A 25,193-nucleotide genomic window follows, 5' to 3' on the forward strand; every position below is an offset into this window, starting at 1 on the left:
AACACTTCGAGCATCACAGGCGGCCGCGCCTGCTGTCCGGCGCATGACGAACCCCGACAAGACATGATCTTGCCGGGGTTAAACGTCAAGCTGAGGCGGGACGCCATTCAGGGAGATTCGAGCCACCCGTCGTACTCCGCGACGAACGCATCGAGCGCCGAGGAGTCCAGCCGCCCCGACGGGTCCTCCACGACCACCAGCCACTGGGCGTCCTCGGCATCGTCCTCGCCGGCCAGTGCATCGCGTACGAGCTGGGGTTCCTCGGCGACCCCGAAACGGTCGCCGAGTTCTGCGGCCACCTCCTCCGCGGCATCGCGGTCGGGCAGCACCAGCACATGTCTCACATCGCTCACCTGCCCATTCTTCCGTACGGCGTACGCCGTTGCTCCGGCGACGGGGTTGTCAGTGGCGCGTGGGATGCTGGACGGCGATGGCCACCAGAAAGAATTCCAACGACGATCCGCTCGCCCCCGTCACGCTCGCTGTGGGTCAGGAGGACCTGCTTCTCGACCGTGCCGTGCAACAGGTGGTGGCGGCGGCCCGTGCCTTGGACCCCGACACGGATGTCCGCGACCTCACCTCCGACCAGCTTCAGCCCGGCACTCTTGCCGAGCTGACGAGCCCGTCGCTCTTCGCCGAGCGCAAGGTGGTGATTGTGCGCAATGCGCAGGATCTCTCCGCCGACACGATCAAGGACGTCAAGGCGTACCTCGGCGATCCGGTCGAGGAGATCACCCTTGTTCTGCTGCATGCGGGCGGAGCCAAGGGCAAGGGGCTGCTGGACGCGGCGCGCAAGGCCGGGGCGCGGGAGGTCGCGTGTCCGAAGACGACCAAGCCGGCCGAGCGGCTCTCGTTCGTGCGGTCGGAGTTCCGGACGCTGGGGCGCTCGGCGACGCCCGAGGCGTGCCAGGCGCTGGTCGAGTCCATCGGCAGCGATCTGCGGGAGCTGGCGAGTGCGGCATCGCAGCTTGTCGCGGATGTCGAGGGCACGATCGATGAGGCGGTCGTCGCCCGTTACTACACGGGCCGCGCAGAGGCGTCGAGTTTCACGGTCGCCGACCGCGCGGTGGAGGGGCGGGCCGCGGAGGCGCTCGAGGCGTTGCGCTGGTCGCTGTCGACCGGGGTGGCGCCTGTGCTGATCACCAGTGCGCTGGCGCAGGGCGTACGGGCGATCGGGAAGCTGTCCTCGGCGCGCGGAGGACGGCCTGCGGACCTCGCCCGTGAGCTGGGTATGCCGCCATGGAAGATCGACCGGGTGCGCCAGCAGATGCGTGGGTGGACGCCGGACGGGGTGGCCGTGGCGCTGCGGGCGGTCGCGGATGCGGACGCGGGCGTCAAGGGGGGCGGCGACGACCCGGAATACGCGTTGGAGAAGGCCGTGGTCGCGGTGGCGCGGGCGGCACGGTCAGGGCGGTAGCCGGGCGGAGTGAGGGTGCCGGGTTCGTCCGGCGATCGCTCCGTCCTCAATCTCCCCCATAGCCTCAAGGGCACTAGCCTCAAGGGCACGGCGGATCCCCTCGACAGGCTGAACAGGGAACGCCGAAGGCCCCGGGTCACGCTCTGGGGAGAGCGAGACCCGGGGCCTTCGGTTCACACTTGGTGCGCCGCACCCGCGTGGCGAACGCAGGTTCGGTGTGCGGCACGGGGGCCGGGCAGGGGCGGGAGAGAGGGCCCGCTGGTCCGTTCCGGCGGTTACATCAGAAAGCTCAGCCCTGGAGGGAGGCAACCTTGGAGGCCAGCGCCGACTTCTTGTTGGCGGCGGCGTTCTTGTGGATGACACCCTTCGAGACGGCCTTGTCGAGCGCGCGGGAGGCGTCGCGAGCGGCCGTGGTGGCCTTCTCGACATCACCCGCGGCGGCAGCCTCACGAGCCTTGCGGATAGCGGTCTTGAGCGAGGACTTGACGGCCTTGTTACGCAGGCGCGCCTTCTCGTTCGTCTTGTTCCGCTTGATCTGGGACTTGATGTTCGCCACGAAAGAGCCTTTTCAGGTTCGATGGATCTTCGATGTGCGCCGTACGACCCGAGAGAGTCGCGAGACACAGCTGTCAACGGTACCAGCCCCACTCCGACCGGCCCAAACCGGTCTCAGCCCCGCAACCATGGGACGATGGAGGCTACGTATCGATCCGACCGAACCGACATCGACCCGAGACACGGCGTTCGGCGTCTCAAGAATCAGGACCCTGCGTGCCCGCGACTCCTACCAACGTGCCCGAGCCGAGCCGTACCGACCCGGCGCTGATCCGCAACTTCTGCATCATCGCGCACATCGACCACGGCAAGTCGACCCTTGCCGACCGGATGCTTCAGCTCACGGGCGTGGTCGACCAGCGGCAGATGCGCGCTCAGTACCTCGACCGAATGGACATCGAGCGCGAGCGCGGCATCACCATCAAGTCCCAGGCGGTGCGTCTGCCCTGGGCGCCCACCACGGGCGAGGACCAGGGGCGCACCCACGTCCTCAACATGATCGACACCCCGGGCCACGTGGACTTCACCTACGAGGTCTCCCGCTCGCTCGCCGCCTGCGAGGGCACGATCCTGCTGGTCGACGCCGCGCAGGGCATCGAGGCCCAGACGCTGGCCAACCTCTACCTGGCGATGGAGAACGACCTCACCATCGTCCCGGTGCTGAACAAGATCGACCTGCCGGCCGCGCAGCCCGAGAAGTTCTCCGAGGAACTGGCCAACCTCATCGGCTGCCGGCCGGAGGACGTACTCAAGGTCTCCGCGAAGACCGGTGTCGGCGTGGACGCGCTGCTCGACCGGGTGGTCAAGGATGTCCCGGCCCCGATCGGCGAGGCCGACGCCCCCGCCCGCGCGATGATCTTCGACTCGGTCTACGACTCGTACCGCGGCGTCGTCACGTACGTCCGTGTCGTCGACGGTCAGCTCAACAAGCGCGAGCGCATCAAGATGATGTCCACCGGCGCCACCCATGAACTGCTGGAGATCGGGGTCTCCTCTCCGGAGATGACCCCGGCCGACGGGCTCGGTGTGGGCGAAGTGGGCTACATCATCACCGGTGTGAAGGACGTCCGGCAGTCCAAGGTCGGTGACACCATCACCTCCCTGAGCAAGGGTGCGACCGAGGCGCTGGGCGGCTACAAGGACCCCAAGCCGATGGTGTTCTCGGGCCTGTACCCGCTGGACGGCTCGGACTACCCGGACCTGCGCGAGGCGCTCGACAAGCTCCAGCTCAACGACGCCGCCCTGGTGTACGAGCCGGAGACCTCCGCCGCGCTCGGCTTCGGCTTCCGCGTCGGCTTCCTCGGCCTGCTCCACCTCGATGTGATCCGCGAGCGACTGGAGCGCGAGTTCGGTCTCGAACTCATCGCCACCGCGCCCAACGTGGTCTACCGCGTCGAGATGGAGGACGGCACCGAGCACACCGTCACCAACCCGAGCGAATTCCCCGAGGGCAAGATCGACAAGGTGCACGAGCCCGTCGTGCGCGCCACGGTCCTGGCCCCCAGCGAGTTCATCGGCGCGATCATGGAGCTCTGCCAGAACCGGCGCGGCACCCTGCTCGGCATGGACTACCTCTCCGAGGACCGGGTCGAGATCCGCTACACACTGCCGCTCGCCGAGATCGTTTTCGACTTCTTCGACCAGCTGAAGTCCAAGACGCGCGGTTACGCCTCGCTCGACTACGAGCCCACCGGCGAGCAGTCCGCCCAGCTCGTCAAGGTCGACATCCTGCTGCACGGCGACAAGGTCGATGCGTTCTCGGCGGTCACGCACAAGGACAAGGCGTACGCGTACGGCGTGCGGCTCGTCGCCAAGCTGCGCGAGCTGATCCCGCGGCAGAACTTCGAGGTGCCGATCCAGGCCGCCATCGGCTCCCGGGTCATCGCCCGTGAGACCGTCCGTGCCATCCGCAAGGATGTCCTCGCCAAGTGCTACGGCGGTGACATCTCCCGTAAGCGGAAGCTGCTGGAGAAGCAGAAGGAAGGCAAGAAGCGGATGAAGATGGTCGGCAATGTGGAGGTGCCGCAGGAGGCCTTCATCGCCGTGCTGTCGACGGACGAGTCGGGCGGGGACGGCAAGTCCAAGAAGTAGCTTCCGCCGCAAGGCCGAGAAGCAACTCCCACCCCGGCTCCGTCTGCCCCTGCACGGTGGCAGCCCGACGGGCCCCTGTGCCGCAGCGCGCTGTGGCACAGGGGCCCGTTTGTTATGAAGCGGCGGTCCATTGCCCCTTACGCGGCGGACGCGGGCGCTCTACCCTGATCAGGCCTGTAGTTACTCGCCAGTTAATCAAGCGGGGTGCGCGCCGCAGGACAAGCAACAGGACAAGCACCGCAGGACCAAGCGCACAGAGTGTGCGGGAACACCCGTAGGAACAAGCAGCAGCCAACAATCGGTCGTGAAGCACTGCCGCAGGCCCGGAGGATGTCGTGAGCGACACACAGACCTTGATCGATAACCGACCGCCCTCCGTGGCGAACCTCTTCATCGACCGCGTCGAGGCCACCCCGGACAGGGAGGCCTACCGCTATCCGGTCCCTGCGGCCGCCGGCGACGGACCGGATGAGTGGAAGTCGCTGAGCTGGGCACAGGCCGCCGAGCGCGTATACGCCGTCGCGGCAGGGCTGATCGATCTGGGTGTGCAGCCGGAGGAGCGGATCGCGCTCGCCGCCGGCACGCGAGTGGAGTGGATCCTCACCGACCTCGGCGTGATGTGCGCGGGCGCCGCCACCACGACGATCTACCCGTCGACCAACGCCGAGGAGTCGGCGTTCATCCTCTCCGACTCCGAGAGCCGGGTCCTGATCGCCGAGGACGCCGGCCAACTGGCCAAGGCCCGCGAACGCCGCGCCGAGCTGCCGAACCTCGCCCATGTCGTCGTCATCGACCCCGAGGACGCAGCGCCCGCCGAGGGCGACCCCGAGGGCTGGGTCCTCACGCTCGCAGATCTTGAGGCCCGCGGGGCCGAGCACCTGGCGAAGAACCCCGACACGATCAAGAAACGAGTCGCCGCCATCACGGCGGACCAGCTGGCCACCCTGATCTACACCTCGGGCACCACCGGACGCCCCAAGGGTGTACGCCTGCCGCACGACAACTGGTCGTACATGGCCAAGGCCACCGTGGCGACCGGCCTGATCACCAAGGACGACGTCCAGTACCTCTGGCTGCCGCTCGCACACGTCTTCGGCAAGGTCCTCACCTCCGGCCAGATCGAGGTCGGCCACGTCACCGCCGTCGACGGCCGGGTCGACAAGATCATCGAGAATCTGCCGGTCGTCCAGCCGACGTACATGGCCGCCGTCCCGCGTATCTTCGAAAAGGTCTACAACGGCGTCGCCGCCAAGGCACGGGCCGGTGGCGGGGCCAAGTACAAGATCTTCCAGTGGGCGGCCGGGGTCGCCCGCGAGTACGCGAAGGTCTCGCAGGACAACTTCCGGCGCACCGGCACGGCCGCCGTCCCGTTCGCTCTCGGTGCCAAGCACAAGGTCGCCGACGCCCTCGTCTTCGCCAAGATCCGCGAGGCCTTCGGCGGCCGGCTGCGCGCCTGTATCTCCGGCTCCGCGGCGCTCGCCCCCGACATCGGCTACTTCTTCGCGGGCGTCGGCATTCACATCCTGGAGGGCTACGGCCTCACTGAGACCAGCGCCGCCTCCTTCGTCAACCCGGGCGAGGCCTACCGCACCGGCACCGTGGGCAAGCCGCTCCCCGGCACCGAGGTGCGGATCGCCGACGACGGCGAGATCCTGTTGCGCGGCCCCGGCCTGATGGAGGGCTACCAGGGGCTCCCGGAGAAGACCGCCGAGGTGCTGGAGGCGGACGGCTGGTTCCACACCGGCGACATCGGCGAGCTGTCCGTGGACGGCTATCTCCGGATCACCGACCGCAAGAAGGACCTGATCAAGACGTCCGGCGGCAAATACATCGCCCCGGCGGAAATCGAGGGACAGTTCAAGGCGGTCTGCCCGTTCGTCTCCAACATCCTGGTGCACGGCGCGGACCGCAACTACTGCACCGCCCTGATCGCACTCGACGAGCCGACCATCCTCGGCTGGGCCGCCGAGAACGGTCTCGGCGGGAAGCCGTACGCCGAAGTGGTGGCGTCCCCGCAGGCCGTGCAGCTCATCGAGGGCTATGTGAAGCGGCTCAACAACGGACTGCAACGCTGGCAGACCATCAAGAAGTTCCGGCTGCTGCCCCGCGACCTCGACATCGAGCACGGCGAGCTGACGCCCAGTCTCAAGCTGAAGCGGCCGGTCGTCGAGCGTGAGTACAAGGCCCTCATCGACGACATGTACGTGGGGACCCGCGAGGTTTAGAAGCTGTTTCCCACCCCCCCCGAGCCCAGCGGGGGTTGGGCAACAGTTTCTTGGACCAACCGGCCCTATGGTGCGGCTGCTTCCGCTTTCTCTGCTCACTTTCTCGGCTCACTTTCTCTGCTCACTTCGGCAACTCGTCGCTTATGAGCGTGGTCCATCTGTCACTCTGTCGGTGTTGTCAGCGGCGCCCAGCGAGAACAGAACGAGAACAGACAGACAGAGCGAGAACAGGTCAGGAGCTGCACCGTGGGGCCCATTCCCTTGCAGCGGGACATCGTCCAGCGTCCCGGTATCACCATCGGCCATGCGGATGCGCGGCCGGCCGCCCGTACGTCCCTGCCCGGAAACCTCCTCGCGCCCTCCGCTGCCCGCCGGTTCGTCCTGGCAGCGCTCACCGACTGGACCGGGCTGGGACTGCCGGCGGCCGTGGGCTTCAGCGAACGTCTCGCCGATGACGCGGCGGTCGTCGTCAGCGAGCTGGTCACCAACGCGGTCGTGCATGCCGGAACCAATGTCGAGCTGATCTGCCGGCTCGAGGAGGCCGCCGAGGACGAGGCCGCGGCCCTGGTGCTGGAGGTCTCCGACCACCACCCGGCGCGTGCCGTACGCAGCGAACGCCCGGAGGCCGGCAGCGCGGCGGACGCGGTGGAGGGCGATGCCCCCACCGGCCCCGAGGAGCCCGCCGAGTACGGTCGCGGGCTCCAGCTCGTCGGCACCCTCGCCGAGCGCTGGGGCATCACCTACCGCACCGGCCTCAAGACCGTATGGGCCCGTCTTCCCGTCGACGACTGGAATCCGTTCCCCGAACCGTCGGCCGAGCCCGGATTCCAGCAGGGACTGCGTGCCGCCGAGCTGCTCGCCCCCAGTGCCCGACGGGCCCTGCGCGACGGCGCGGACTGGGCCGGCCGCGGCGCGCTCTCGTTCCTCGCCGAGGCCTCGGACCTGCTCGCAGGCCAGCTCGACGAGGACATTGTCGCGGCGCTCGCCGGACAGTTACTGGTGCCCAGACTCGCCGACTGGTGCGCGATCTGGCTGGAGCCCGAGAACGGCGGCCACGCCGCCGTTCCCCGGCTCGCCAGCGCCTGGCACCGGGACGAGGCCGAGACCGGGCAGTTGCGTACGGTGCTGGAGCAGGACCCGATCCGGTTGCCCGAGCGGGTGGGCACCGGACCCGTCTCCATGCCCTGGCCCGGGGGCGAGGAAGACGGCGAGGAATCCGACGGGTGCGCCGGATCCGCTCTCGCCTACCGGATCACATCGGGCGGCCGGACACTCGGCGCCGTACTCCTCGGCCGGGAGGGCATGGCACGCGTTCCCGACGAAGTGACCGCCCTGATCGAGGACTTCGTACGCCGTGTCGGCCTCGCCGTCGGTGCCGCCCGCGCCTACACCCGGCAGGCCACCATCAGCCGCATCCTGCAACGCGCACTGCTGCCCAGCAAGGTAGCCGACATACCCGGCGTCACCAGCTCACTGGTGTACGAACCCAGCGACGACGGGGTCGTCGGCGGCGACTTCTACGATGTCTTCCCGTGCCCCGGCGACCGCTGGTGCTTCGTCCTCGGCGATGTACAGGGCAGCGGCCCCGAAGCCGCCGTCGTCACCGGCCTCGCCCGGCCCTGGCTGCGGCTGCTGGCCCGTGAGGGTTTCGGGGTCGGCGAAGTGCTGGACCGGCTCAACCGGCTGCTCCTCGACGATGCCATGGAGGCTGCCGAGGCAGCCGCGCTCATGGTGGCCGCGGCGGGCGGCCAGCAGACGGCGGACACCGGGCAGTCCCGCTTCCTCTCCCTGCTGTACGGGGAACTCGTGCCGCTGCCCGGCGGCGGCGTGCGCTGCACCCTCGCCAGCGCCGGTCACCCGCTGCCGCTGCTGCTGCGCCCCGACGGCGAGGTGTGCCCGGCCGCAGAACCGCAGATGCTGCTCGGGATCTTCGACGACGTCGCGTACGAGAGCCAGAGCTTCGAGCTGGCGCCCGGCGACAGCCTGCTGTGTGTCACGGACGGCGTGACGGAGCGGCGCTCCGGGGTGTTGATGTTCGACGACGGGGACGGTCTGGCCCGGGCGCTGGCCGACTGTGCCGGGCTGTCGGCGGACGGGATCGCAGACCGGATCAAACGGGCCGTGCACGAATTCGCCGAACGGCCGCCCGATGACGATCTGGCGCTGCTGGTGCTGCAGGCGGGGTGAGGGCGCGGCAGGGCGGCAGGGGGTGCTTACCGCGGTTCGGGTCCGGCGGGGCGGCCCGTGGGTGCGAGGCCTTGATCGCGGACGTGGCTCGGAGGTCCCCGGCGGCGAGTCACAATGGGCGGTATGCCTTCCGTACTGCCCGATGGTGAACCCGTACCCGACGACGGGGCGCTGCCCCGCCACGCCCTGGAAGGCGCCGCCGACCGGCCGCTCGGCTTCTATCTGCATGTGCCGTACTGCGCGACCCGCTGCGGCTACTGCGACTTCAACACATACACCGCGACCGAGCTGCGCGGCTCCGGCGGTGTGCTGGCCTCCCGGGACAACTACGCCGCCCACCTGATCGGCGAGGTCCGCCAGGCCCGCAAGGTCCTCGGCGACGACCCGCGGCCGGTCCGAACGGTCTTCGTCGGCGGCGGCACTCCCACGCTGCTTGCTGCCGGGGATCTTGTACGGATGCTGGCGGCGATCCGTGACGAGTTCGGGCTCGCCGATGACGCGGAGATCACGACGGAGGCGAATCCGGAGTCCGTCGGCCCGGCGTATCTGTCGGAGCTGCGGGAAGGCGGCTTCAACCGGATCTCGTTCGGGATGCAGAGTGCGCGGCAGCACGTGCTGAAGATCCTGGAGCGTACGCATACGCCGGGGCGGCCCGAGGCGTGTGTCGCGGAGGCGAGGGCCGCGGGGTTCGAGCACGTCAACCTCGACCTGATCTACGGCACTCCCGGGGAATCCGACGACGACTGGCGGGCCTCGCTGGACGCTGCGATCGGTGCGGGGCCGGACCATGTGTCCGCGTACGCGCTGATCGTCGAGGAGGGCACCCGGCTGGCCCGGCGGATCCGGCGCGGCGAGATCCCGATGACCGATGACGACGCCCATGCGGACCGGTACCTGATCGCGGACGAGGCGATGGCCGCGGCGGGCTTCTCCTGGTACGAGGTGTCGAACTGGGCCCGTACGCCCGAGGGCCGGTGCCTGCACAACGAGCTGTACTGGCGCGGCGCCGACTGGTGGGGCGCCGGTCCCGGGGCGCACAGCCATGTCGGCGGGGTGCGCTGGTGGAACGTGAAGCATCCGGGGGCGTACGCACAGGCGCTGGCCGAGGGGCGGTCGCCGGGGGCCGGGCGCGAGATCCTTTCCGCGGAGGACCGGCGGGTCGAGCGGATTCTGCTGGAGCTGCGGCTCGCGGACGGGTGTCCGTTGTCGCTGCTGGCACCGGCGGGGCTGGCCGCGGCGGGGCGGGCGGTGCAGGACGGACTGCTGGAGCCGGTGCCGTATGGGGAGGGGCGGGCGGTGCTTACGTTGCGGGGGCGGTTGTTGGCGGATGCGGTGGTGCGGGATCTGGTGGACTGAGAGAGGCTGTCGGGTGGCCTCCGACCGGAACGCGTGCGTGCCAGGGCGTGGCTGCCCGGTCAGAGGTAACCCGAAAGCCAGCGGGGCGGGGGGCCGACGGAGAGGCTACTGAGGCGGCGCTGTCACGAAGTCGATCAGGTGTTCCACGGAGCCCAGCAGCGCCGGTTCCAGATCCCGGTACGAGCGCACCGCGGACAGGATTCGCTGCCAGGCCGCGCCCGTGCTCTCCGGCCAGCCCAGCGCGCGGCACACGCCCGTCTTCCAGTCCTCGCCACGCGGGACCACCGGCCAGGCGGCGATGCTCACGGACGACGGCTTCACCGCCTCCCACACGTCGATGTACGGGTGGCCGACCACCAGCACGTTCGCGTCCGAGACCTGGGACGCGATCCGGGACTCCTTGGAGCCCGGGACCAAGTGGTCGACCAGGACGCCCAGCCTGGCGTCCGGGCCGGGGGAGAACTCGCGCACGATGGCCGGGAGGTCGTCGATGCCCTCCAGGTATTCGACGACCACGCCCTCGATCCGCAGGTCGTCGCCCCAGACCCGCTCGACCAGCTCCGCGTCGTGGCGGCCCTCCACGTAGATCCGGCCCGCCCGCGCGACCCGGGCGCGCGCCCCGGGGACCGCGACCGAACCCGAGGCTGTGCGCGTGGGGCGTACCGGGCCGGCCGCCGACGGGCGTACGAGTGTGACCACCCGGCCCTCCAGCAGGAAGCCGCGCGGCTCCATCGGAAACACCCGGTGCTTGCCGAAGCGGTCCTCCAGGGTCACCGTCGGACCCTGGGCCGTCTTCTCGCAGCGGATCACCGCACCGCAGAATCCGGTGGAGACCTCTTCCACGACCAGATCGGGCTCGGCGGGGACTTCGGGAACGGGGGTGGACTTCTTCCACGGCGGGGTCAGGTCCGGCTGGTAGCTGCGCATTGGATGACGATAGGAGGGCAACACATCACGACACGCCGGAGGGGGCACCACCGATGCCTTCAGGGTCATGGAGGACGGCCAGTTGGTCGCGCTGGTGCCTGACGAACGCCGCGTCCACCACCGCGCCGTGCCCCGGAACGTACACCGCGTCCTCGCCGCCCAGCGCCAGCAGCCGGTCCAGCGCGGCCGGCCAGCGGGACGGGACGGCGTCCCGTCCCGCCTGCGGTTCGCCGGACTCCTCGACCAGGTCGCCGCAGAGCACCACCGCTGGGGAGCCGGGGACGAGCACCGCCAGATCGTGGCTGCTGTGGGCGGGGCCCACATTCACCAGCACCACCTGACGGCCGCCGCCCAGATCGAGCGTGCACTCGCCGCACACCTCGTGGTGCGGCGCCACCAGCGCATCAACAGCCTCGGCCGCATCGTGTTCGGACACTCCGTGGCGCACCGCGGAGGCGCGCAGATCGTCCGCCCCGAGCTTCAGCAGCCCGGCCATGCCGACCGCTCCGTACACCTGGGTGCCACAGAACGCGGCAGTGCCCAGTACATGGTCGAAATGGGGGTGGCTGAGTGCGATATGCGTCACCCTCCGGCCGAGCAGGGCCTGCGCCTGGGCCCGTACTTCCGCGCCTTCGCGAAGTGTTGATCCGGTGTCGTAGAGCAGCACTCCATCCGCTCCGGCCACCAGCGCGACTGTCGCATCCCATCCGGGAAGGCGGCGTCGGCCCACTCCGTGACCGAGTCGCTCCCAGCCGAACTCTTCCCAAGAGGCGTTCATACCGCGACGCTATCGGCAACGACCTGCGCAGTCCCGCGGTAACCCTTGCTAGGCCCCCACTCGACCGCCGTACACTGGGCGGGAGATTGCTGGCACTCGCGAGGACAGAGTGCCAGGGGGGTTCCTGGGAATGAAGCAGGAACGGCCCGAGAACCACCGAGGAAACACAGCTGGAGGTGTGCGCGATGCTCAGCGAACGCAGACTCGAAGTGCTGCGCGCCATCGTCCAGGACTATGTCGGCACGGAGGAGCCCGTGGGCTCCAAGGCGCTCACCGAGCGGCACAAGCTGGGGGTCTCCCCGGCCACTGTCCGCAACGACATGGCGGTGCTGGAGGACGAGGGCTTCATCGCCCAGCCCCACACCAGTGCGGGACGCATCCCGACGGACAAGGGCTACCGGCTCTTCGTCGACAAGCTTGCGGGCGTCAAGCCCCTCTCGTCGCCGGAACGTCGTGCCATTCATAATTTCCTCGACGGCGCGGTCGACCTCGACGATGTCGTGGGCCGCACCGTACGGCTGCTCGCGCAGCTGACCCGGCAGGTCGCCATCGTGCAGTACCCCTCGCTGACCCGGTCGACGGTTCGGCATGTGGAGCTGCTGTCACTGGCAGCCGCCCGGCTGATGCTCGTGCTGATCACGGACACCGGCCGGGTTGAGCAGCGCATGATCGACTGCCCCGCTCCGTTCGGTGAGACATCTCTCGCCGATCTGCGGGCCCGGCTCAACAGCCGGGTCGTCGGACGCCGTTTCACGGATGTTCCGCAGCTGGTGCAGGATCTGCCGGAATCCTTCGAGAGCGAGGACCGGGGAACCGTGTCCACCGTGCTCTCCACCCTGCTCGAAACCCTCGTCGAGGAGACGGAGGAGCGGCTGATGATCGGCGGCACCTCCAACCTCACCCGCTTCGGGCACGACTTCCCTGTGATGATCCGGCCGGTGCTGGAGGCACTGGAGGAACAGGTCGTGCTGCTGAAGCTGCTCGGCGAGGCCAAGGACTCAGGCATGACCGTACGGATCGGGCACGAGAACGCCCACGAGGGGCTCAACTCCACATCCGTCGTCGCGGTCGGCTACGGTTCGGGCGACGAGGCAGTCGCCAAACTCGGCGTGGTCGGACCGACCCGCATGGACTACCCCGGAACGATGGGAGCGGTACGCGCAGTGGCACGTTACGTCGGACAGATCCTGGCGGAGTCGTAAGTGGCCACGGACTACTACGCCGTACTCGGCGTGCGCCGCGACGCATCTCAGGACGAGATCAAGAAGGCATTCCGGCGGCTCGCTCGCGAGCTGCATCCGGATGTGAACCCCGATCCGAAGACCCAGGAGCGGTTCAAGGAGATCAACGCCGCCTACGAGGTGCTGTCGGACCCGCAGAAGAAGCAGGTCTACGACCTCGGCGGCGACCCGCTGTCCGCCTCGGGCGGCGGCGGCGCGGGCGGATTCGGGCAGGGTGGCTTCGGCAACTTCTCCGACATCATGGACGCGTTCTTCGGTACGTCGTCGCAGCGCGGACCCCGCTCGCGCACCCGGCGCGGCCAGGACGCGATGATCCGGCTGGAGATCGACCTCGCCGAGGCCGCGTTCGGCACCACCAAGGACATCCAGGTCGACACGGCCGTCGTCTGTACGACCTGCAGCGGCGAGGGCGCCGCACCCGGCACCTCCGCCCAGACCTGTGACATGTGCCGCGGCCGCGGCGAGGTCTCCCAGGTCACCCGGTCCTTCCTGGGCCAGGTCATGACCTCGCGGCCCTGCCCGCAGTGCCAGGGCTTCGGTACGGTCGTGCCGAGCCCGTGCCAGGAGTGCGCCGGTGACGGCCGCATCCGGTCGAGGCGCACGCTCACCGTGAAGATCCCCGCCGGTGTCGACAACGGCACCCGCATCCAGCTCGCGGGCGAGGGCGAGGTCGGCCCCGGCGGCGGCCCGGCCGGCGATCTGTACGTGGAGATTCATGAGCTGCCGCACTCGGTGTTCCAGCGCCGCGGTGACGATCTGCACTGCACGGTCACCATCCCCATGACGGCGGGCGCGCTCGGCACCAAGGTGCCGCTGGAGACGCTCGACGGCCTGGAGGAGGTCGACATCCGGCCCGGCACCCAGTCCGGCCAGTCGGTCCCGCTGCACGGCCGCGGCATCACGCATCTGCGGGGCGGCGGGCGTGGCGATCTGATCGTGCACGTCGAGGTGATGACCCCGACGAAGCTGGACCCGGAGCAGGAGCGACTGCTGCGGGACCTGGCGAAGGTGCGCGGCGAGGAGCGGCCCACCGGCCAGTTCCAGCCAGGGCAGCAGGGGCTGTTCTCCCGGCTGAAGGATGCCTTCAACGGCCGCTGACGGCCCTGCACACGGCCTCCGGACGGGCGCGCCTGCCGAGCCCGTCCGGAGTTTGAGCACGAATTGGACCGCAGGCCCCGCACGCCGAGGCACGCAGGACGTGACACGATGCGGTCATGTCATCCGTATTGACCGATCTCTGCCGGTATCCGATCGTGCAGGCCCCGATGGCGGGTGGTGCGTCCTCTCCGCAGCTCGTCGCGGCCGTCGCCGAAGCGGGCGGGCTGGGCTTCCTGGCCGCCGGGTACAAGACGGTGGACGGCATGTACAACGAGATCAAACAGCTGCGCGGGCTGACCGATCAGCCCTTCGGCGTCAATCTCTTCATGCCGCAGCCTGCTCTCGCCGACCCGAGCGCCGTCGAGGTGTACCGGCATCAGCTCGCCGGTGAGGCCGCCTGGTACGAGACCCCGCTCGGCGACCCGGACTCCAGTGCAGGCGACGACGGCTACGAGGCCAAGCTCGCCATCCTCCTGGAGGACCCGGTCCCGGCAGTCTCGTTCACCTTCGGCTGCCCGGCCCGCGACACCCTCGACGCGTTCGCCGCCGTCGGCACGTACACCGTAGTGACGGTCACCACACCCGAGGAGGCCCAGGCCGCCCAGCGGGCGGGCGCCGACGCGGTCTGTGTCCAGGGCATCGAGGCGGGCGGCCACCAGTCCACCCACCGCGACGACCCGCAGACCGACGGCACCGGGATCGGGCTGCTCTCCCTGGTGGCCCAGGTCCGCGAGACCGTGCAGGTGCCGATCATCGCCGCGGGCGGGCTGATGCGCGGGTCCCAGATCGCCGCGGTGCTCGCCGCGGGCGCGGAGGCGGCGCAGCTCGGCACGGCGTTCCTCATCTGCCCCGAGTCCGGGGCGAATCCGCTGCACAAGCAGGCACTGACCAACCCGCTGTTCGTACGGACCGCCCTGACCCGGGCGTTTTCCGGCCGCCCGGCCCGAGGTCTGGTCAACCGCTTCATGCTCGAACACGGCCCGTACGCCCCCGCCGCCTACCCGCAGGTCCACTGTCTGACGGCCGGGCTGCGCAAGGCGGCGGCAAAGGCCGGGGACGCCCAGGGCATGGCACTGTGGGCGGGGCAGGGGCATCGGATGGCACGCGAGCTGCCGGCCGGTCGGCTGATCGGACTGCTCGCCGAAGAACTGGACGCCGCACGGGCGGCAGTGAGCACAGGGAGTATGCAGTGACCGCACCGGTCTTCGTCGTCGAACAGGTCCCCGACGGGCCAGAGTTCGTCCTGGAAGGACCCGAGGGACGGCACGCCGTATCGGTGAAGCGGCTGCACGCCGGTGAGGACGTCGTGCTGACGGACGGCCACGGCCGTTGGACGGAAGGCATCGTCAGGGCCACCGAGGGCAAGGACCGGCTCGTGGTCGCCGGTCTGGCGACGGCCCATGAGGAGCAGTGGCCCACACCTCGTATCACCGTCGTCCAGGCCCTGCCCAAGGGTGACCGCGGCGAAGTCGCCGTCGAGACGATGACGGAGACCGGTGTCGACGCGATCGTGCCCTGGCAGGCATCGCGCTGCATCACGCAGTGGAAAGGCGATCGCGGACTCAAGTCCCTCGCGAAATGGCGCAGCACCGCCCGGGAAGCGGGCAAGCAGTCGCGCCGGGTGCGCTTCCCCGAGGTGGCGGACACACTGACGACCAAACAGGTCGCCGCACTTCTGGCCGCGGCGGACTTCGCCGCCGTCCTGCACGAGGACCGGGGCCACGACAGCGAGCCGCTGGCCACCGTTCAGCTCCCCACCCAGGGCGAGATCGTGCTGGTCGTCGGCCCCGAGGGCGGTGTGTCGCCGGACGAACTGGCGACCTTCGCCGCGGCGGGCGCCCGTACCTGCCGGCTCGGAATGTCAGTCCTGCGCACCTCGACGGCGGGCACGGCGGCGACGGCACTGCTGCTGGGGCGCACCGGCCGCTGGGCGTGAGCTCCCTTTGACGCGCCTGCGCCGCCCGTTGTGACCGCAAGCCGTCTACCGTCCCATGGGGGATCGATGGGAAGCTGCCCGTATGGGGACATCAAGGACATGTGGACATCAAGGGTCATGGGGGCAGGGAAGAACCCGTCGCTTTCTGGCCGCGTCCGCACTCGCGGGCGCGGCGGTCGCGGGCGCCGTGGCCTGTGAGCCGACGGGCAGCCTGAACTCGGCATCCATCGCAGTGACAACCGACCTGACCGGTACCAGCGCCCTGGAGCGCAACGGGGTCGATGTGCGGTGGCTGAACTGCACGGCCGACATCCACGGGAACCAGGTCGTGGGCGCGTTACCGTCCGCCTCCGCCTCCGCCTCCGCCTCCGCCTCCGCCTCCGCGCACGGCACCGCGGGCGTCGACTGCACCGGAAGGACCGGGAGCGGCAAGGACATCACGATCACCGGCGAGGTGACCCAGGCCCTGGACGGGCGGTGTGTGCGGGGTGACCTGACCGCCAGAACCGGCGGGAAGGCCGTCTTCCGGGCAGATGTGCTCGGCGACTGCAACGCCGCCCCGTCGACCATCGGGGCGAATCCTCCCCAGGGCGGCAGCAGCGGCAGCGCCCGGCCGGCGGTCACCGTGACGGTCACGGTGACCGAATCGCTCCGGGGCAAGTAGGACCGACCGGCAATTGGTGGGCGGCGTCGCGGCCCATTTGCCGGTCGGCCCAAGTGTGTCCGGCACCGGGCCACCCGGCGGACTCCGGCCAACCCAGTTCCGCGGAGCACGCCGGAAGCCTAGGGTGATCGGTGTGACACAGCCTGCCTACCTCCGATACCCCCATGTCCAGGGCGATTTGATCGCCTTCACCGCCGAGGACGACGTCTGGCTGGCGCCGCTGGACGGCGGCCGAGCCTGGCGCGTCAGCGCCGACAACCGGCCTGTCACCAACCCGCGTATATCTCCCGACGGAACCCGCGTCGCATGGACGTCCACCCGGGACGGGGCGCCCGAAGTGCACATCGCACCGGTCGACGGCGGCCCCTCCAAGCGGCTCACATACTGGGGCGACGCACGGACCTCCGTACGCGGCTGGACGCCCGACGGCGACGTACTGGTCATCAGCACCCAGGGCCAGGCATCGCTGCGGCGCAGCTGGGCCAGGGCCGTCCCGGTCGACGGCGGGCCCGCGCGGATCCTGCCATACGGGCCGGTCGGCGCCCTCGCGTACGGGCCCGGCGGACGGGTCCTGCTGCTCTCGGCCACCATGGGGCGCGAGGCCGCCGCCTGGAAGCGCTACCGGGGCGGCACCGCAGGCAAGTTGTGGATCGCGGAAGAGGGAACGACCGACGGCCCGGCGGAGTTCGTACGGCTCCACGAGGACCTCGACGGGAACATCGAATCCCCGATGTGGGTGGGCAGTGCGGACTCCCCTGCTCGAACGGAGTCGAGAGCTCAAAGACGAGTCGCCTTCCTCTCCGACCATGAAGGCGTGGGCGCGCTCTACTCCTCGCTCCCCGACGGCTCGGACCTGCGCCGGCACACCGGCATCGAAAGTTTCTACGCCCGCCACGCGACCACCGACGGCACCCGCGTCGCCTACGCCTCGGCCGGTGAACTCTGGCTGCTGGACGACCTCGAAGGCTCCGAGCCCCGCCGCATCGACATCCAGCTCGGCGGCCAGCGAGCCGACCTGCAGCCCCACCCCGTGCACGCCGGCAACCACCTCGACACCGCGTCCCCGGACCGTACGGGCCGCGGCAGCGCCGTCGCGACGCGCGGTGCCGTCCACTGGGTCACCCACCGCGAGGGACCGGCCCGCGCGCTCGCCGTCGAACCGGGCGTACGGGCCAGGATGCCCCGCACCTTCCAGGCCGACGGCGACCAGCACGTCGTCTGGGTCACCGACGCCGAGGGCGACGACGCCCTGGAGTGCGCCCCCGCCACCGGCACCGCACCGGGCGCCGTACCGCGCCGCCTCGCCGCGGGCCGTATCGGCAGGGTTCTCGACCTGGCAGCGGCCCCGGACGGCAGCCGGTTCGCCGTCGCCGCGCACGACGGGCGGGTACTGATCGTCGAGCGGGAGAGCGGCGAGGTCCACGAGGTGGACCGCAGCGAGCACGGCGACGTCTCCGGCCTCGTCTTCTCGCCCGACTCCGCCTGGCTTGCCTGGTCGCACCCCGGGCCCGATCCGCTCAGGCAGCTCAAGCTCGCGCATCTCGCCGATCTGTCGGTCGCCGAGGCCACTCCGCTGCGCTTCCGGGACTTCGCACCCGCGTTCACCACCGACGGCAAGCACCTCGCGTTCCTCTCCGAGCGGTCCTTCGACCCGGTCTACGACGCCCATGTCTTCGATCTGGCCTTCATCGGCGCCTGCCGTCCGCATCTGCTGACGCTCGCCGCCACCACGCCCTCCCCGTTCGGGCCGCAGCGCCACGGCCGCCCGACCGAGAAGGAGAAGAGCGGCGAGGGCGAGGACAACCCGACCGCGCTGCCCGTCACCCGGATCGACCTCGACGGACTCGCCGACCGGATCGTGCCGCTGCCCGTCGAGGCTGCCAGCTACTCCACGCTGCGCGCCGCGAAGGACGGGCTGCTGTGGCTGAGCCACCCGGTAACCGGAGTGCTCGGTACGAGCGGCGCCACGCCCGACTCCCGCCGACCCGAGACCGTCCTCGAACGGTACGACCTGGAGAAGCTGCGCTGCGAGGAACTCGCCTCGGACATCGGCGGCTTCGCGGTCAGCGGCGACGGCAAGCGGATCGTCCTGCACACCCGGGGCAAGCTGCGTGTCGTGCCGTCCGACAGCCGCGTCCCGGCCGGCGACGACGACCACGACGGGGGCAGCGACAGCAGCGTCACGGTCGACCTCTCCCGGATCCGCCGGACCCTCGACCCGGCCGCCGAGTGGCGCCAGATGTACGACGAGGCCGGGCGCATCATGCGGGACAACTTCTGGCGTCCCGACATGGGCGGCATCGACTGGGACGGAGTCCTGAACCGCTACCGGCCGGTGCTGGAGCGCGTCGCCACCCACGATGACCTGATGGACCTGCTGTGGGAGGTGCAGGGTGAGCTGGGCACCTCGCACGCCTATGTGACGCCGCCCGGCGGATGGCGCGACGACTCGGCCCTGCAGGGGCTGCTCGGCGCCGACATCTCCCGTACGGGTGAAGGGAGTTGGCGCATCGACCGGATCCTGCCGTCCGAGACCTCCGACCCGGCGGCCCGCTCGCCGCTCGCCGCACCCGGGGTGGCGGTGCGCGTCGGGGACGCGATCCTCGCCGTCGACGGGCACCCGGTCGACCCGGTGGCCGGGCCCGGACCGCTGCTCACCGGCTCGGCCGGCAAACCGGTCGAGCTGACCGTCTCACCCGTGGACGGCGGCGACCCGCGCCATGTGGTGGTCGTACCGGTCGCCGACGAGGAGGCGCTGCGCTACCACGCGTGGGTCGCCGACCGCCGAGCCTACGTCCACGAGCACTCCGGCGGACGCCTCGGCTATCTCCATGTCCCCGACATGGTCGGCTCGGGCTGGGCGCAGCTCCACCGCGACCTGCGGATCGAAGTGGCCCGCGAGGGGCTGGTCGTGGACGTCCGGGAGAACCGGGGCGGCCACACCTCGCAGCTGATCGTGGAGAAGCTCGCCCGCCGCATCGTCGGCTGGGACCTGCCGCGCGGCATGCAGCCGTACAGCTACCCGGAGGACGCGCCGCGCGGCCCCGTGGTCGCCGTCGCCAACGAGTTCTCCGGCTCGGACGGCGACATCGTGAACGCGGCGATCAAGGCGCTGCGCATCGGGCCGGTGGTCGGCACGCGTACCTGGGGCGGGGTGGTCGGCATCGACAGCCGGTACAAGCTCGTGGACGGGACGTCCGTCACCCAGCCCAAGTACGCGTTCTGGTTCGAGGGTTACGGCTGGGGTGTGGAGAACCACGGGGTCGATCCCGATGTAGAGGTCGTGATGGCGCCGCAGGACCATGCGGCGGGGCGGGATCCGCAGCTGGACGAGGCGATCCGGATCGCGCTCGCGTCGCTGGCGCAGACGCCGGCGAAGCGGGCACCGGAGCGGCCGGGGGCGTAGCGGGGCGGCGGGCCGGGTGCCTGTGCGGCGGGTACAAGGCCCGCCGCAGGGGCACCCGCACGTACATCGGGTGCCCCCCACCCCACCTCCGACCGCCCCGATACCATGCCGTACAACGATCATCACCGGACAACGATCACCACCGACCGAGGAGCCGACCCATGGCGGGAGAACCGCAGCCCGACTGCCTGTTCTGCAAGATCGTCTCGGGTGACATCCCGGCAACCATCGTCCGGGAGACCGAAACCACCGTCGCCTTCCGGGACATCAACCCGCAGGCCCCCACGCACGTACTCGTCATCCCTCGCGTCCACCACCGGGACGCCGCCGCCCTCGCCGCCGCCGAGCCGGGGATCGCTGCCGACATACTGCGCGAGGCCGGCCACGTAGCCGCCGACGAGAAGATCGTGGACAGCGGCTACCGGGTCGTCTTCAACACCGGCTCCGGCGCCGGCCAGACCGTCTTCCACGCGCACGCCCACGTTCTGGGCGGCCGCGGACTGCAGTGGCCCCCCGGCTAGAACGGTCGATCGCACACCGTGTCCGTACGCGAACTCGTGGTCCTCGGCACCGCCAGCCAGGTCCCGACCAGGCACCGCAATCACAACGGCTATCTCCTGCGCTGGGACGGCGAGGGCATCCTCTTCGACCCGGGTGAGGGCACCCAGCGCCAGATGCTGCGGGCAGGTGTCGCCGCGCACGACATCGACCGGATCTGTGTCACGCACTTCCACGGCGACCACTCGCTCGGCCTGGCCGGGGTGATCCAGCGGATCAACCTCGACCAGGTCCCGCACCCGGTCACCGCGCACTACCCGGCGAGCGGGCAGCGCTTCTTCGAGCGGCTGCGGTATGCGACCGCCTACCGCGAGACCGTCCAGCTGACCGAGGCCCCGGTCGCCGCCGACGGGGTGCTCGCCACCACGGACGCGTACACGCTCAGCAGCCACCGCCTCTCGCACCCCGTCGAGTCGTACGGCTACCGGCTCGTCGAGCCCGACAGGCGCCGCATGCTGCCCGCGAAGCTCGCCGAGCATGGCATCACGGGGCCGGACGTCGGCCGGATCCAGCGCGAGGGCGCCCTCGGCGGCGTCACGCTCGACGACGTCTCCGAGCGCAGGCGCGGGCAGCGGTTCGCGTTCATCATGGACACAAGGCTCTGCGACGGCGTGCACGTGCTCGCCGAGGGATGCGATTTGCTGGTCATCGAGTCGACCTTCCTCGACGAGGACGAGCGACTCGCCACCGACCACGGCCATCTGACCGCCGGGCAGGCAGCCCGGGTGGCCCGGGACGCGGGCGTACGGCACCTCGTGCTGACGCACTTCTCGCAGCGGTACGACGACCCGGCCGTCTTCGAAGCCCAGGCCCGCGCCGCGGGGTTCGAGGGCGAACTGACCGTCGCCCGGGACCTCAGCCGGATTCCCGTCCCCACCCGGCACCTCTGAAACACATCAGCACCACCATTTGTGAGCGTGAAAATCCCGTGCACCTCCCCAAGGCCGAACTCCACCTCCACATCGAAGGAACCCTCGAACCCGAGCTGGCCTTCGCGCTCGCCGAACGCAACGGCGTGCAGCTGCCCTACGCGAACACCGAAGAGCTCCGCACCGCCTACCTCTTCGACGATCTGCAGACCTTCCTCGATCTGTACTACGCCCTGATGGCGGTGCTCCGGACCGAGGAAGACTTCGAGGAGCTCGCCGACGCGTATCTCACCCGCGCCGCCGCCCAGGGCGTCCGGCACGCGGAGATCTTCTTCGACCCGCAGGCGCACACCGCCCGCGGCGTCCCGATCGGCACCGTCATCAAGGGGCTCGGCCGGGCGCTGGACCGCAGCGAGGAGAGGCACGGCATCTCCACCCAGCTGATCATGTGCTTCCTGCGCGACCAGTCCGCCGAATCGGCGCTGGAGACCCTTCAGGCCGCGAGGCCGTATCTGAACCGGATCAGCGCCGTGGGCCTGGACTCGGCGGAGGTCGGGCATCCGCCCGTCAAGTTCCGTGAGGTGTACGAGGCGGCCGGGGCGCTCGGGCTGCGCAAGGTCGCCCACGCCGGCGAGGAGGGCCCGCCCGAGTACATCCGGGAGGCCCTGGACGTCCTCGGGGTCGAGCGCATCGACCACGGCCTGCGCTGCATGGAGGACGCGGACCTGGTGAAGCGGCTGGCCGCCGCCCGTGTGCCGCTCACCCTCTGCCCACTGTCCAACGTACGGCTGCGCGCCATCGACACCCTGGAGCAGCACCCGCTGCCGGCCATGATGGCCGCCGGACTGCTCTGCACGGTGAACTCCGACGACCCCGCCTACTTCGGCGGATACGTCGGGGACACCTTCCACGCCGTCCACGAGGCGCTCGGCCTGGACCACGAGCAGCTGCGCACGCTGGCCCGCAACTCCTTCGAGGCGGCCTTCCTCGACCACGACGAGGAGCGCAGGGCGCGCTATCTGGCCGAGGTCGAGGCGTACGAGTTCGACTGACCGGCCCCACCCGACGGACCGGCCGTCCGGAACGCGTTCCTGCCCAGCCGCCTGCGACGCAGCGCGGGCAGGCTGATCTCCGTGACGGCCTGCTCCGGCGCGCCCAGCTCGGGCACGGCACCGGGCACCGCTCCGGTGGTGACAGCGAGCAGCGCGGCCGGGGCACCGCCCCTGCGGCGCACCGATCCCGGCACCAGCGGACGGCCACCGGTGTGCAGGGCGACGGCCGTGACCGGGACCGCGACCAGGAGCGTGACGGCGCCCAGGATCAGGCCCATGGCCGGGTAACCGGCCTGCTCGGACAGCACACTGCCGAGAACCGGTCCGCAGGCCACCCCGACGGATGAGGCGGAGCCCGCGAGTACCGCCCAGCGGCCGCGTACGTCCAGGGAAGCGGCCAGGCCGATCAGATACGACAGGACCACCGGGTAGACGGTGTTCCACAGGATCTCACCGGTCGCGAACGAACCGAGATTCCCGGCCGACGAGCTGAGCACGATGCTCGCCGCGATGATCACGGTGCCCAGGCCGATCGGCACCGCCCGGCCGAGCCTGGCGCCCAGCACCCCGGCGCCCATCACCCCGAGCAGACCCGCACCGAGCGCCGCGGCGAACACCGCACCGACGGCGACCTCGGAGAGGCCCGCCTGGACCACACCGATCCGGCCGCTGACGCCCCACAGCGCGTTCTGGGCCATGGACCAGACGAGCATTCCGCCCGCCAGCACCAGACCGGAACGGTGGTGCGGCAGCCGACGGGCGACGGGAGCGGCGCCGCCGCCGGGCGTGGTGCCGCCGAGCCGTGCGGTGGCAGGCCAGACGAGCAGGGCGGCCAGGGCGATCGAGGCGAACGGCAGCCGGTGGCCGCCGCCGAGGTGCGGGATCGTCAGATAGAGGGCGCCCGCCGTCGCGGAGACGCTGAGCAGACCGAGCGACGAGGTCCGGTGCGGATCGCGCTGGGCGGCGATGCCCGCCGCGGCCACCGCGGTCGCCGTGCCGGAGCCGAAGCCGCCGATCATCGCGCCGATGACCACCAGCGGCACGGAGCCCGCCAGCGCTGCGCAGCCGTATCCGGCCATGGCCAGCACCAGCCCGATCCGGGCCGACCTTCGCGGTCCGTACGTCTCGACCCGGCCAGCCAGCGTGAACCCGGCGGTGGCCGAGCTCAGCAGAAGGACGCTGCCCACCAGACCGGCCTGGGTCGTACTGAGGCCCAGACAGGCGGAGAGACGCCCGACGATGGTGGGGAGCAGATAGGCGGCGAGGTAACCGGCGGTGAACACGGCGACCAGGGGCCACGCGGCGCGAGGGCGCGAGGACATGGGCGTTCCTGAAGACATGCCGAAGAAGGCAGAGAAGGCAGGGGAGGGCAATGCGGGAAATACGGGGGGACGGGGCACACATCGGCGACTGTCGCCTACGGGGCTCGCGGGCCAATTTGTATCAACTGCTTCCCACTGTTCGAAAGGCTCCCCTGTGTGATCTGAGGCATATATGGGTTTGCTCTCCGGCTGTGCGGGTAGCAGCGATCGTTTATGCAGGTCGGCGCCTGTATGCGCGGGGCGTTCGCCGACCCTCCTGAAATGGCGGCGCGGACCCTGCGGTTACGGGCGGTGGATCGGGCACACTGGCCAGATCTGCCACGACCGGGGAGTGCAAGGTGAGCACAGACATTCCAGGCATCGACCCACTGGACGGGCTGCGCGCCCCGCAGGACCCGGACTGCGACGTCTTCCTCACCGGCACGGTCTTTCTCGACATCATCTTCACCGGCCTGGACAGCGCCCCGGTGCGCGGCACCGAGTCCTGGGCGCGCGGCATGGGTTCCAGCCCCGGCGGGGTCGCCAACATGGCCACCGCGCTGGCCCGGCTGGGACTGCACACCTCGCTGGCGGCGGCGTTCGGCGACGACCACTACGGGGAGTACTGCTGGGACGCCCTGGAACAGGGCGAGGGCATCGACCTGTCCATGTCGCACACCGTCCCCGGCTGGCACTCGCCGGTGACCGTCTCGATGGCATACGAGGGCGAGCGGACGATGGTCTCGCACGGCCACGAGGCCCCGGGCCCCGCGGGCACCCCCGGCCTCGCGATCCCCGCCGAGGAGCCCGCGTTCCCGAGCTGCCCGCCCCGCGCCCGGGCCGCCATCGCCTCGCTCGTCCCCGGCCGCAGCGAGCCCTGGGTCGCCGAGGCGGCCAGGCACGGCGCCCGGATCTTCGCCGGCGTCGGCTGGGACGAGACCGGCCGCTGGGATCTGGACGCCCTCGTCGACCTGGAGCACTGCCAGGCATTCCTTCCCAACGCTGAGGAGGCGATGCGCTACACCCGCACCGACTGCCCGCGCGCCGCTGCCCACGCCCTGGTCGAGCGGGTGCCGCTCGCCGTGGTCACCCTGGGCGCGGAGGGCGCGTACGCGGTGGACGCGGTGACAGGGGCGAGCGCCGAGGTACCCGCGATCGAGGTCGAGGCGCTGGATCCGACCGGGGCGGGCGATGTCTTCGTCGCCGGGTTCGTCACGGGCACCCTGGCCAACTGGCCGCTGGCCGACCGGCTGGCCTTCGCCGGACTCACCGCGGCGCTCTCGGTGCAGGAGTTCGGTGGATCGCTGTCGGCGCCGGACTGGGAGGAGATCGCCGCCTGGTGGCAGCAGGTCCGCACCTTCGCCGACCAGGACCCGGCGGCGCTCCAGCGGTACGCGTTCCTGGAGAAACTGCTGCCCGCCGCCGCCCGGCCGTGGCCGCTGCGCCGGGCCGTCCCGACGATCGGCTTCCGCCGCCCGGCGTAAACCTCGCCCACGATTGTCAGCGGCTGCCGATGGTGGGCGAGGTCGTTA

At 70.5% G+C, this 25,193-nt stretch carries 20 protein-coding genes; 15 read left to right on the forward strand and 5 right to left on the reverse strand.

Features of this window, described 5'->3' with window-relative positions; translation table 11 throughout:
• Positions 1 to 107: 107 nt before the first annotated feature.
• A complete protein-coding gene (locus ABT115_RS26650; protein WP_351794720.1) occupies positions 108 to 353 on the reverse strand; it encodes a hypothetical protein in 246 nt (81 codons plus the stop codon).
• Positions 354 to 430: 77 nt separating this feature from the next.
• On the opposite strand from ABT115_RS26650, the gene holA reads away from it, so the two are divergent.
• Positions 431 to 1,417, forward strand: a complete 987-nt coding sequence (holA, locus tag ABT115_RS26655; RefSeq protein WP_351794723.1) for a DNA polymerase III subunit delta — start codon at positions 431 to 433, stop codon at positions 1,415 to 1,417.
• A 289-nt stretch (positions 1,418 to 1,706) separates the two neighbouring features.
• Here holA and rpsT read toward each other — a convergent pair whose 3' ends face one another.
• Positions 1,707 to 1,973 (reverse strand): 30S ribosomal protein S20, encoded by a 267-nt coding sequence (gene rpsT / locus ABT115_RS26660; RefSeq protein ID WP_124717766.1) that lies wholly within the window; start codon positions 1,971 to 1,973, stop codon positions 1,707 to 1,709.
• Positions 1,974 to 2,188: 215 nt separating this feature from the next.
• On the opposite strand from rpsT, the gene lepA reads away from it, so the two are divergent.
• From lepA to hemW, 4 genes are all read left to right on the forward strand, one after another.
• Positions 2,189 to 4,063, forward strand: coding sequence for a translation elongation factor 4 (gene lepA, locus ABT115_RS26665; protein ID WP_351794725.1), 1,875 nt, complete (start codon positions 2,189 to 2,191; stop codon positions 4,061 to 4,063).
• A gap of 335 nt (positions 4,064 to 4,398) precedes the next feature.
• Positions 4,399 to 6,288 (forward strand): AMP-dependent synthetase/ligase, encoded by a 1,890-nt coding sequence (locus tag ABT115_RS26670; protein ID WP_351794727.1) that lies wholly within the window; start codon positions 4,399 to 4,401, stop codon positions 6,286 to 6,288.
• 261 nt (positions 6,289 to 6,549) lie between these two features.
• Positions 6,550 to 8,475, forward strand: coding sequence for a SpoIIE family protein phosphatase (locus tag ABT115_RS26675; protein ID WP_351794819.1), 1,926 nt, complete (start codon positions 6,550 to 6,552; stop codon positions 8,473 to 8,475).
• A gap of 114 nt (positions 8,476 to 8,589) precedes the next feature.
• The gene (gene hemW, locus ABT115_RS26680; protein ID WP_351794730.1) at positions 8,590 to 9,831 is read left to right on the forward strand and encodes a radical SAM family heme chaperone HemW; all 1,242 of its coding nucleotides are present in this window, start codon (positions 8,590 to 8,592) and stop codon (positions 9,829 to 9,831) included.
• A gap of 105 nt (positions 9,832 to 9,936) precedes the next feature.
• Here hemW and ABT115_RS26685 read toward each other — a convergent pair whose 3' ends face one another.
• Positions 9,937 to 10,758, reverse strand: a complete 822-nt coding sequence (locus tag ABT115_RS26685; protein WP_351794733.1) for a DUF3097 domain-containing protein — start codon at positions 10,756 to 10,758, stop codon at positions 9,937 to 9,939.
• A 25-nt stretch (positions 10,759 to 10,783) separates the two neighbouring features.
• Entirely contained in the window at positions 10,784 to 11,536 is a 753-nt protein-coding gene (locus ABT115_RS26690) for an MBL fold metallo-hydrolase (RefSeq protein ID WP_351794735.1), read from the reverse strand.
• 185 nt (positions 11,537 to 11,721) lie between these two features.
• Here ABT115_RS26690 and hrcA point away from each other — a divergent pair, with 185 nt between their 5' ends.
• The 9 genes from hrcA to ABT115_RS26735 all read left to right on the forward strand — a co-directional run bounded on the left by hrcA (position 11,722) and on the right by ABT115_RS26735 (position 22,360).
• On the forward strand, positions 11,722 to 12,738 hold the full coding sequence (hrcA, locus tag ABT115_RS26695) for a heat-inducible transcriptional repressor HrcA (protein WP_351794738.1): 1,017 nt from the start codon (positions 11,722 to 11,724) through the stop codon (positions 12,736 to 12,738).
• Positions 12,739 to 13,875 (forward strand): molecular chaperone DnaJ, encoded by a 1,137-nt coding sequence (gene dnaJ, locus ABT115_RS26700; protein ID WP_351794741.1) that lies wholly within the window; start codon positions 12,739 to 12,741, stop codon positions 13,873 to 13,875.
• Positions 13,876 to 13,991: 116 nt separating this feature from the next.
• A complete protein-coding gene (locus ABT115_RS26705) occupies positions 13,992 to 15,068 on the forward strand; it encodes a nitronate monooxygenase (RefSeq protein ID WP_351794744.1) in 1,077 nt (358 codons plus the stop codon).
• A complete protein-coding gene (locus tag ABT115_RS26710; RefSeq protein WP_351794747.1) occupies positions 15,065 to 15,811 on the forward strand; it encodes a 16S rRNA (uracil(1498)-N(3))-methyltransferase in 747 nt (248 codons plus the stop codon). The genes ABT115_RS26705 and ABT115_RS26710 overlap by 4 nt, the downstream gene beginning before the upstream one ends.
• 232 nt (positions 15,812 to 16,043) lie before the next feature.
• Positions 16,044 to 16,475 (forward strand): hypothetical protein, encoded by a 432-nt coding sequence (locus ABT115_RS26715; RefSeq protein ID WP_351794750.1) that lies wholly within the window; start codon positions 16,044 to 16,046, stop codon positions 16,473 to 16,475.
• Between the two features lie 133 nt (positions 16,476 to 16,608).
• The gene (locus ABT115_RS26720; RefSeq protein ID WP_351794753.1) at positions 16,609 to 19,881 is read left to right on the forward strand and encodes a S41 family peptidase; all 3,273 of its coding nucleotides are present in this window, start codon (positions 16,609 to 16,611) and stop codon (positions 19,879 to 19,881) included.
• A 161-nt stretch (positions 19,882 to 20,042) separates the two neighbouring features.
• A complete protein-coding gene (locus tag ABT115_RS26725; RefSeq protein ID WP_351794756.1) occupies positions 20,043 to 20,402 on the forward strand; it encodes a histidine triad nucleotide-binding protein in 360 nt (119 codons plus the stop codon).
• Between the two features lie 18 nt (positions 20,403 to 20,420).
• Positions 20,421 to 21,329 carry a ribonuclease Z gene (locus ABT115_RS26730; RefSeq protein WP_351794758.1) on the forward strand — a complete coding sequence of 303 codons (909 nt, stop codon included), beginning with the start codon at positions 20,421 to 20,423 and terminating at the stop codon, positions 21,327 to 21,329.
• Positions 21,330 to 21,367: 38 nt separating this feature from the next.
• The gene (locus ABT115_RS26735; protein WP_351794761.1) at positions 21,368 to 22,360 is read left to right on the forward strand and encodes an adenosine deaminase; all 993 of its coding nucleotides are present in this window, start codon (positions 21,368 to 21,370) and stop codon (positions 22,358 to 22,360) included.
• Here ABT115_RS26735 and ABT115_RS26740 read toward each other — a convergent pair.
• Positions 22,324 to 23,682, reverse strand: a complete 1,359-nt coding sequence (locus ABT115_RS26740) for an MFS transporter (RefSeq protein ID WP_351794763.1) — start codon at positions 23,680 to 23,682, stop codon at positions 22,324 to 22,326. The two genes, ABT115_RS26735 and ABT115_RS26740, sit on opposite strands and share 37 nt — an antisense overlap.
• Positions 23,683 to 24,020: 338 nt before the next feature.
• Between ABT115_RS26740 and ABT115_RS26745 the strand changes: the two genes are divergently transcribed.
• Positions 24,021 to 25,145, forward strand: coding sequence for a carbohydrate kinase family protein (locus tag ABT115_RS26745; RefSeq protein WP_351794766.1), 1,125 nt, complete (start codon positions 24,021 to 24,023; stop codon positions 25,143 to 25,145).
• Positions 25,146 to 25,193: the final 48 nt, after the last annotated feature.

The sequence above is a fragment of the Streptomyces sp. NPDC001832 genome (assembly GCF_040297265.1).
Taxonomy (GTDB): Bacteria; Actinomycetota; Actinomycetes; order Streptomycetales; family Streptomycetaceae; genus Streptomyces.

Excerpts from the sequence above, each read along its gene's own strand:
- holA (WP_351794723.1), top strand. The coding sequence starts at position 431 with ATGGCCACCAGAAAGAATTCCAACGACGATCCGCTCGCCCCCGTCACG.
- hemW (WP_351794730.1), top strand. The coding sequence starts at position 8,590 with ATGGGCGGTATGCCTTCCGTACTGCCCGATGGTGAACCCGTACCCGAC.
- ABT115_RS26685 (WP_351794733.1), bottom strand. The coding sequence starts at position 10,758 with ATGCGCAGCTACCAGCCGGACCTGACCCCGCCGTGGAAGAAGTCCACC.
- ABT115_RS26690 (WP_351794735.1), bottom strand. The coding sequence starts at position 11,536 with ATGAACGCCTCTTGGGAAGAGTTCGGCTGGGAGCGACTCGGTCACGGA.
- hrcA (WP_351794738.1), top strand. The coding sequence starts at position 11,722 with ATGCTCAGCGAACGCAGACTCGAAGTGCTGCGCGCCATCGTCCAGGAC.
- ABT115_RS26705 (WP_351794744.1), top strand. The coding sequence starts at position 13,992 with ATGTCATCCGTATTGACCGATCTCTGCCGGTATCCGATCGTGCAGGCC.
- ABT115_RS26725 (WP_351794756.1), top strand. The coding sequence starts at position 20,043 with ATGGCGGGAGAACCGCAGCCCGACTGCCTGTTCTGCAAGATCGTCTCG.
- ABT115_RS26740 (WP_351794763.1), bottom strand. The coding sequence starts at position 23,682 with ATGTCCTCGCGCCCTCGCGCCGCGTGGCCCCTGGTCGCCGTGTTCACC.